6 protein-coding genes and 1 pseudogene are annotated in these 8,391 nt (G+C 39.6%); 5 read left to right on the plus strand and 2 right to left on the minus strand.

The window, feature by feature from the left end; genetic code table 11:
• The first annotated feature begins 186 nt into the window (after window positions 1–186).
• Together ACJJVX_RS04045 and ACJJVX_RS04050 are read left to right on the plus strand one after the other, a co-directional pair.
• The gene (locus ACJJVX_RS04045; protein ID WP_054203725.1) at window positions 187–1,452 is read left to right on the plus strand and encodes an amidohydrolase family protein; all 1,266 of its coding nucleotides are present in this window, start codon (window positions 187–189) and stop codon (window positions 1,450–1,452) included.
• 218 nt (window positions 1,453–1,670) lie between these two features.
• Window positions 1,671–4,082: a TonB-dependent receptor gene (locus tag ACJJVX_RS04050; protein ID WP_405630319.1), complete on the plus strand. Its 2,412-nt coding sequence runs from the start codon at window positions 1,671–1,673 to the stop codon at window positions 4,080–4,082.
• 82 nt (window positions 4,083–4,164) lie between these two features.
• Here ACJJVX_RS04050 and adhP read toward each other — a convergent pair whose 3' ends face one another.
• Window positions 4,165–5,175: an alcohol dehydrogenase AdhP gene (gene adhP / locus ACJJVX_RS04055; RefSeq protein ID WP_405630296.1), complete on the minus strand. Its 1,011-nt coding sequence runs from the start codon at window positions 5,173–5,175 to the stop codon at window positions 4,165–4,167.
• A 266-nt stretch (window positions 5,176–5,441) separates the two neighbouring features.
• Between adhP and ACJJVX_RS04060 the strand changes: the two genes are divergently transcribed.
• The 3 genes from ACJJVX_RS04060 (at window position 5,442) to ACJJVX_RS04070 (ending at window position 7,581) form a co-directional block, all read left to right on the plus strand.
• Complete coding sequence (locus tag ACJJVX_RS04060) at window positions 5,442–5,987, plus strand: GbsR/MarR family transcriptional regulator (protein WP_054203728.1); 546 nt, start codon at window positions 5,442–5,444, stop codon at window positions 5,985–5,987.
• Window positions 5,988–6,474: 487 nt separating this feature from the next.
• A complete protein-coding gene (locus ACJJVX_RS04065; protein ID WP_405630298.1) occupies window positions 6,475–6,825 on the plus strand; it encodes a hypothetical protein in 351 nt (116 codons plus the stop codon).
• A gap of 315 nt (window positions 6,826–7,140) precedes the next feature.
• Complete coding sequence (locus ACJJVX_RS04070; protein ID WP_054455077.1) at window positions 7,141–7,581, plus strand: helix-turn-helix domain-containing protein; 441 nt, start codon at window positions 7,141–7,143, stop codon at window positions 7,579–7,581.
• A gap of 82 nt (window positions 7,582–7,663) precedes the next feature.
• Here ACJJVX_RS04070 and ACJJVX_RS04075 read toward each other — a convergent pair.
• Window positions 7,664–8,391 (minus strand): annotated as a pseudogene (locus ACJJVX_RS04075) (group II intron maturase-specific domain-containing protein); the annotation flags it as partial.

Here is an 8,391-nt window from a genome sequence, read left to right on the forward strand (position 1 = left end):
GAATATAAATAACCCGCGTTGTGAGTAAAAAACGATTACTATTTTGTTTTATTAGGCATTATGCTCTAACTGATATTTATTCGCATGTTAATCAATCCATTAACTACGAATTAGCGTGTTTAGTATACAATGTAAATCGACCTTGCTACATTTAAAAATTAATTCATACATAATCAGAAGAAACTAATGAATAAATTATCACTTAGCGTCCCTTTGAGCCTGCTTTGCCTATCTGCTTTTAGCACTGAAGCAACAACCTACATTACAGCTAAAGCAATGCTTGACGTTAATAACGGCAAGCTAATTAGCACGCCACTCATTCAAATTGATAATGGCGTAATTACTCAAGTCAGCACGGGAAACTTACCTACGTTGCAACAAGGCGATGAACATATTCAATTACCTGAATTAACAATAATGCCAGGATTAATGGATATGCATGTGCATTTAACCAGCGATCCTACCGTGCCTCGTAGTGAGCGTATTGGTCAATCAATCCCTCGCCAAGCAATTAAAGCTGCATACTTTGCACAAAAAACCTTAAACGCTGGTTTTACAACCGTGCGTAATGTCGGCGCACAAGGTTACAGTGTTATTGCTGTTCGTGATGGTATTAATGCAGGCGACATTATTGGCCCAAGAATTTGGGCCGCAGGACCATCGCTAGGTGTTACTGGTGGTCATTGTGATAATAACCGCCTGCCGCCTGAGATGAAGTACACGGCAGAAGGTGTTGCCGATGGTCCGTGGGCTGTGCGAGCAAAAGTACGCGAAAACATAAAATATGGTGCAAATGCTATTAAGTTTTGTGCCACTGGTGGGGTATTTTCTAAAGGCACTAAAGTCGGTATTCAGCAATACTCGCTTGAAGAGATGACAGCAATTGTGGACGAAGCCCATATGCGAGGCTTAACGGTCGCAGCGCATGCGCACGGTACTAGTGGAATTACGGCAGCAATTAAAGCAGGTGTAGATAGTGTTGAGCATGTTAGCTTTGTTGACGATGAAGCAATTAAGCTCGCGAAAAAACACGGAACTTGGTTTTCAATGGACATCTATAACACCGAATATACGCTCACTTATGGTGAGCAAAATGGTGTTGCACAAGAGAACTTAGAAAAAGAGCGTCAAGTATCAAAAAGGCAAAGAGATAGTTTTAGGCGCGCAGTTGATGCTGGCGTTAATATGGTGTTTGGTACAGACGCTGCTATTTACCCCCATGGTGATAATGCAAAACAGTTTTCTCGTATGGTTGAATTTGGCATGACCCCATTACAAGCAATACAGTCTGCAACAATCAATAGCGCAAAATTATTAAAGGTTGAGGATCAGCTTGGTCAACTAAAAGTGGGCTTTGCAGCAGATATAATTGCCGTAAAAGGAAACCCATTAAATGATGTGTCATTGCTTGAAAATGTTAGCTTTGTAATGAAAGCAGGCACAGTTTATTAATTATTATGGGTTAACCACAATGGTTGGCCCGCTTTATTTCGAACTTTTATTTTCTTACACCTCTATTAGTTGAATAAATTGTTACTATGTAAACCACAAAGAAACGAATAATAATAAGATTGTTTCACATTTAACTAATTTTAAGTGAATGGCAATTTTACCTTGTAATACAAATAACAAACATTATCATTACCTTAAATTTCAAAATGATACTTATTATTACAATGTTTAAATTCTCACTTATCTCGTTAGCCTGTTTATCATCCTATACTGCTTTTGCAACCGAACAAGCAGATCTTGAGCACATAACTGTGTATGAAAAGCAAAATCGCGTAATTTTAAATTCAGGGTTAGCCACAAAATCTGACATGTCACTAATGGAAACGCCTGCGCCAATCGTTGTCGTTGATCTAGCCCTTATTAATTCACAAGGCGTTGATAATTTACAAGACTTAGCACGTAATATAAGTGGCGCAACACAAGCAGGTAACAATTATGGTATTGGCGATAATTTAGTTATTCGTGGCCTTGGTGCAAATTATACCTATGATGGCATGTATGGCGGTGCAGGGTTAGGGAATACATTTAACCCTACACGCTCACTTTCAAACGTAGAATCGGTAGAAATTTTAAAAGGCCCTGCTACAGGTTTATATGGTATGGGCAGCGCTGGTGGTGTAATTAACCTTATTGAGAAAAAACCAAAGTTTGATGAGCAACACACAATCACTGCCGAAATTGGTCAATGGGATACTTACTCACTTGGGTTTGATAGTACGAATGCAATAACGGATGATCTTGCATACCGTATCAATATAAAAACAGCGCGAAGCGACGGGTATCGTGATTTAAAAGATGACCGTGATGAAATCTATGCCTCGCTTAAATACGTATTAAATGATCAACAAGACTTTTTAATTTCTGGGGCCTATATTAAAGACGCACTTGCTGTTGATTCTATCGGGCACCCTATTAGGATTTACAACGCTGAATCCGTAGGTGGCAAAACAGCAGATCAAATAACGGGGGATGACTTAATAAACCACCCAACATCTGCGGGGCTGCAATTATCTGACGCTCAACGTCAACAACTAGCGGACTCTCTTGCTGGCTCTGATGGCTTAACACCCTATAAGTTTGGCCATAACGGCATAATTTCACCAATGGCAAAAGATAATGAAGGTGAAGAACTGCGTTTTAAATTAAGTCATAACTATTTTTTAACTGACGATTTATTTTTAAATCAACAACTCCAGTATCGTAATTTCACAACCAGCTTTGCCCGTCAAACAGGCGCGTATAATTATGTATATTGGAATAGAAGAAATATAATTAACGCAGATCCGCGTGCTCCATTAGTGATTGATGACGTACTTTACCCGTTTGCTGCTCGACGCCAAGAATATCGACAAGTAGAAGCTGACGAAAAATCCTTACAGTACTTTGTCGATTTACGTTATGACTTTGCACTTGGCGATATCGACAATGAATTTTTAGTCAATGCCAACTATGAAGACAGAGATATCCGCTTAACACAGCATTCTATCTACGACGCTGATAAAATGATTAAAAATAAGCAAGGCGATTTAATCTATCAAGGAAGCTTGCCGTATATCCTAGACATTCGTAGCCCTGAGTGGGGAGCGGGTAGCTTCGCTGATTATGATCCATTAATGACTAGTAACTATAACAAAAAAGTACAATCTTGGGGCGTTGGTATACAGCATGTTGCGTACATAAATGACGTAATTACAACCCGTGCTGGGGTTGCCATGAATAATATAAAACAAACCTATGAACATTTTGGAGTAGATGCACGTTATCGTGCCAGTGCTTCAGAGCCAACACCGCAACAAAGCACTGACAATAAAGGCATAACGTATAATCTAGGGGCAACTTATAGACCAACAGATAACATTGCATTATTCATTAATCATGCAAAAGGCCGAGCAGCCTATTCTGTTCTTGGGACTGTACTTGGAAATGAAGGTGATCGTGATGATTCTGAATCATTAAGTTCTGATCTCGGCATTCGCTTTAAAGCACTTGACGACCAACTGCTAGCATCACTCGTTGTCTTTAATACTGAACGTACAAACCTACAATACACAAACCCTGATTACGAGGATGGTGTATCGGATCCTGACGTACCAAAAGATTTTTTTGATGGTAAAGACCAAACAACCGGCATAGAGTTTGATTTAAATGCCGATATCAATGAGCAATGGAAGATAAATTTCAATGGTGTGTATCAAGATGCTCGAGATAAGAAAAACCCACATTCAAAAAATTACGATACACGTCAAAAAGGTGTGCCTCACGTAGCTGCAAGTACGTGGGTAACCTACAGCGCGCAATGGTTTGAGCTTTCTGAACCACTTCAGATAAGTGGCGGAATTAAGTACGTAGATGATAGAAGTACAAACTCAACATCATTTGGTATCCCAGATGGCTATGTACCAAGTTACACAGTGTATGATGCTGCGTTAAGCTATAAAACACAGCAATGGCAATTACAGCTAAACGTTAATAATCTATTTAATAAATCTTATTATTCAAAGGCGATGTTCCTAGGCGGCATGCCGGGTGAAGAACGTAGTGCTAAACTAACATTTAGCTATACTCTATAGATTTAGTGACAATAAACGCTACAGATTTAGTGACAATAAAAAAGCGCACAAGGGAGTGCGCTTTTTGTTTACTAATTTAAAATCAGATTGTTACAACGATACGCCCATTAATTTCACCTTTTAACATATCATCAAAAATCTCATTAATATCTTCAAGGCGTTTTTCTTGAACAATTGCTTTTACTTTACCTTGAGCGGCAAACTCTAAGCACTCTTGCAAGTCCTTTCGTGTGCCAACAATTGAACCAACAACCGAAACACCATTAAGCACAGTATCAAAGATCGGTAATGGCATATCGTCAGGAGGTAAACCGACCAAAACACATTTACCACCACGACGTACACTTTTATACGCTTGCTCAAAGCCAGGTTTAGAAACAGCAGTACAAATTACGGCATGCGCTCCACCGACCTGCTCAAAGATTGCCTCGCTTGGCACAACATCTTTAAAATCAAGCGTAATATCAGCACCTAACTCTTTTGCTAGGGCTAGTTTTTCTTTACCTGTATCAACAGCAATAACATTAAAACCCATCGCTTTAGCGTATTGCACAGCCAAATGCCCTAACCCACCAACACCCACAATAGCAACCCATTGACCCGGTTTTGCATCCGAGACTTTCAGTGCTTTATACGTTGTTACACCGGCGCAAAATAATGGTGCAGCCTCTGTGAAACCAAGCTCTTTTGGAATTTTAACAACATAATCACCGTGGGCTAAACAATACTCTGCGTAGCTGCCATCAATAGAGTAGCCCGTATTATGCTGTGACAAACACAATGTCTCTCTACCGTCTAAACAATATTCACAGTGGCCACACGCGCTATAAAGCCAAGGTACACCCACTCTATCACCAACTTCTAAGTGAGTAACGTTACTGCCCAATTGCTCAATAACACCCACGCCTTCATGCCCTGGAACCAATGGCATTTTTGGCTTTACCGGCCAATCACCGTGGCAAGCGTGTAAATCCGTATGGCAAACACCGCATGCTGCTATTTTAACCAGTACATCGTTTGGGCCTACTTTTGGAATAGGGAGTTGGCCAATTTCTAATTTACCTTTATATTCGTTGTTGATTGCTGCTTTCATGCTCATCCCTTGGTTAGTTAGGAAAATGTTGTCATTCATTTGGTTATGACTTATTGCACAACATAACCCACAATAGATGAGTAAATATTAATCCATATCAAACTTTGGTATTAATGCTCTAAAATAACACCGCAAAACCGTACTTACTCGTAAACCAGCTAATTTTACGTGCAGTAAAAAACAGACGTTAAAGCACAGGGTAAATCTTGCTATCGTATTTCATCGTGCTAGCATTGGTTTCATTATTTATTGAAACTTGAAAAGCCATGACGTTATCGGATAAAAATTATGCTTTTGTAATGCACTGCGGTGAAATGGGCAGCCGCTGGGGCTTTAACCGTACCATTGGGCAAATGTGTGGGCTTTTAATTATTACCAAAGAGCCAATGACAGCTAACGAGATAGCCGATGGCTTAAGTATTTCTCGTGGTAATGTCAGTATGGGTATTAAAGAGTTACAGTCGTGGCGCTTGATAAAAGTTCAACATATTCCCGGCGATCGTAAAGAATATTACGCACCTGCCGGTACTATTTGGGATATGGCAAATCGCGTGTTTGAAGAGCGTAAAAAGCGTGAAATAGATCCGACTTTAAGCCTGTTAAGAGATAACCTTATTGAGCCTGCCACCAATGACGATGAAAAGTTTGCTCAACAACAAATGCATGAAATTCACGACTTGCTAGAAACAGTCACCAAATGGTCAGCCGAATTACAGCGCCTAAGCCCAGAACAACTGCAAAGCCTAATGAAACTCGGCTCAGGCATAGGTAAAGTACTCGACTTTAAAGATAAGATTTTGAAGAAACAGTAGCAGCGATTTTATATCGCGTCTGTGCTTTTAGGTGCTATGTTCAAGGTTCAAGAGAATTTAACCACAGAGCACACCGAGATCACAGAGAAATATACAAGAGTTAATGTTCTAACTCTGTGCAGCGAGAAGCGCCTTTGTGTTCTCTTTGGTGAATAAAAAAATAAGTTGTTCCACATAAAAAACGCAGATAAGTACTGTACTTTATACACGTTCTGCTGACGGAGCTCTTTGAGCAAATTATAGTCATTGATATTGGCTAAGAGTAATAATTAATTGATTGGTCAAACTATTGTTTGCTCACATATTCAAGGATATGAGCGACGCGCGTATATTATTCCACTTAGCTTTGTTTAAAAGATATTAGAAAACTTAATGATAGTAATATCTTAGTTAATTTGTTAAAACTATATAAAGTATAAATATGAGTGTGGTCGGAGCAGAAATATCCGCCCTTCGCGCACTATAAAATTGTTATGAATCAAAGTAGATGAAAGAGTTAGTCTTAAAAACTGAGATCGAAAATGCCAGCTTTTATATATCTTCGCTAGCGATTGGAATTCTAGAGGGTATGAAATCTGGCGGTGTACCTCTGGAAAGCGGAACATGGAGTTTGGCAAGGCCAATTTTCTGGCAAGCTCTGGAAGAGTGCGATGAAATTGATTGCCGCCTAATAGATTGGGTGTCTTCATTAGATGAACTGGATGCTCTTCAGAAGCTAAGTGGTGATGCTTATAAAGTTGTAGATGAGCTTTTGGCTCTATTGAAAATTAGTCAAGAAAAGTCACTTAAGGGCGGGCCGTCACTTGCAATTTCATCTTCAATACAAACAAATTCATAACAAGCGCAGGTTGTCGGACTGGTTTTCCGCTGCGCTCCAAACCAGCCGCAACTGCGGGCGTTGTGGCTGTAGAATTACTCTTTTTTAAGAAAAATAGCCAGTTTTATGGGTTCCAAATGCATTACCTAATGCTTTAAAAACGCTTAGAGTTAATTATAGGAGCTCGTTTTTTAATTGAATTTGGCTGTTAGAGTAATTCTACAGCCTCGTTATATGCCTTTGTCACATGTGTCACATTACTAATGTCATATGTTTAACGTATACGGAGTTATATTTTTTTGAGACTGTTAGAAAAACAACTTCAAGGAAATAATTATGGATATGAATGTAGATATTAATTTAATAAAAACAGAAAGAAATAAAAGAGGTTGGACTCAAAGCCATTTGGCTGACGTTTGTAGTCTTAGTTTGCGAACAATTCAACGAATTGAAAAGTTAGGTTTATCTTCGCATGAATCAGTTCAATCTTTAGCTGCCGCGTTTGAAGTAACTGTGGATGAGTTAACTATTAGTGAAATTAAGGCTGCAAACACATTATCAATCAACTTTGATAAAGGCTCTTGGACTAATAAGTCTTTTTATTGGTTAGGCTCAGTTGGTTTTATTATAACCGCGCTAATGCATATGCTTATGGCTATTATTTTATCCTCTGGATCAGATGATTTTAATCATTCAATATGGTTTGCTTTGTATGTAGTGTGGGGATGCTTCTTATTAATGGGCATACCCAAGAGGCAGAGTTCATCAGGCATATAATCGGGTAGCCGGAGGTCTCTAACCTCCAGCCCCCACACCACCCATCATGCGCTTTTTATTAACAGGAAGTGCTATGGGCGGTTCATCTCCCGTAATGAATATTTATCCAAATATCTCTCAATGACACTAACCCTTGTGACGCTAAGTAGTTATTGCCTAGCGCAATGTTAATTCCTTTTGTTTTTGAGCTTCTACAAGGGCCTTCGCTTCCAAGCGCCTACTTTTGGTACTGGTGATACCACAGGCTATGGCGAGTCGCTCGCTAACACCCAATTTCATTAAACTGCGTACTTTAGTGCGGGCTATTCCTTAATAAAGAGCGCCACTGCCGCCAGTAGCACATTCTTATCCTACGGCGGATCCAATGATCTAAATCCACCGTTAGCTGATAAGCGTTGGCTATTAGGTAATAGTGTCCCCAGCCGCGTAAATACTGCGTGAGTTTATGAATTTGTAAGGTCATTGAGATCCCCCAGTTGCGGTTAGTGAGTTCCCTGACATTTGCTTTAAATTTCTTTAGCGCTTGTTCGTGGATTTGCACTTGACCGTAACGAAAGGTAAACCCGAGAAATTTCGAGCCTGATACAGGAGCGACTCGACTTTTCGATTCATTCACTTTGAGTTTTAATCGCTTAGTGATAAACGCAGTAATGTCCCGTTGGATTATTAGCCCTTCGCTTTTGGTTTTTACTAAAATGATTATGTCATCAGCGTAACGTGCAAACTTAAGGCGTTTGTAGGTTAGCTTCTTATCTAATTCATCGAGTAAAATATTGGAAAGTAAAGGGGATAATGGCCCACCTTGAGGGA

This window comes from Pseudoalteromonas sp. Ld20, assembly GCF_045064175.1.
Lineage (GTDB): Bacteria > Pseudomonadota > Gammaproteobacteria > Enterobacterales > Alteromonadaceae > Pseudoalteromonas > Pseudoalteromonas neustonica.

Coding starts and splice junctions, on each gene's coding strand:
- ACJJVX_RS04060 (WP_054203728.1), top strand. CDS start 5,442: ATGACGTTATCGGATAAAAATTATGCTTTTGTAATGCACTGCGGTGAA.
- adhP (WP_405630296.1), bottom strand. CDS start 5,175: ATGAAAGCAGCAATCAACAACGAATATAAAGGTAAATTAGAAATTGGC.
- ACJJVX_RS04065 (WP_405630298.1), top strand. CDS start 6,475: ATGAAAGAGTTAGTCTTAAAAACTGAGATCGAAAATGCCAGCTTTTAT.
- ACJJVX_RS04070 (WP_054455077.1), top strand. CDS start 7,141: ATGGATATGAATGTAGATATTAATTTAATAAAAACAGAAAGAAATAAA.
- ACJJVX_RS04045 (WP_054203725.1), top strand. CDS start 187: ATGAATAAATTATCACTTAGCGTCCCTTTGAGCCTGCTTTGCCTATCT.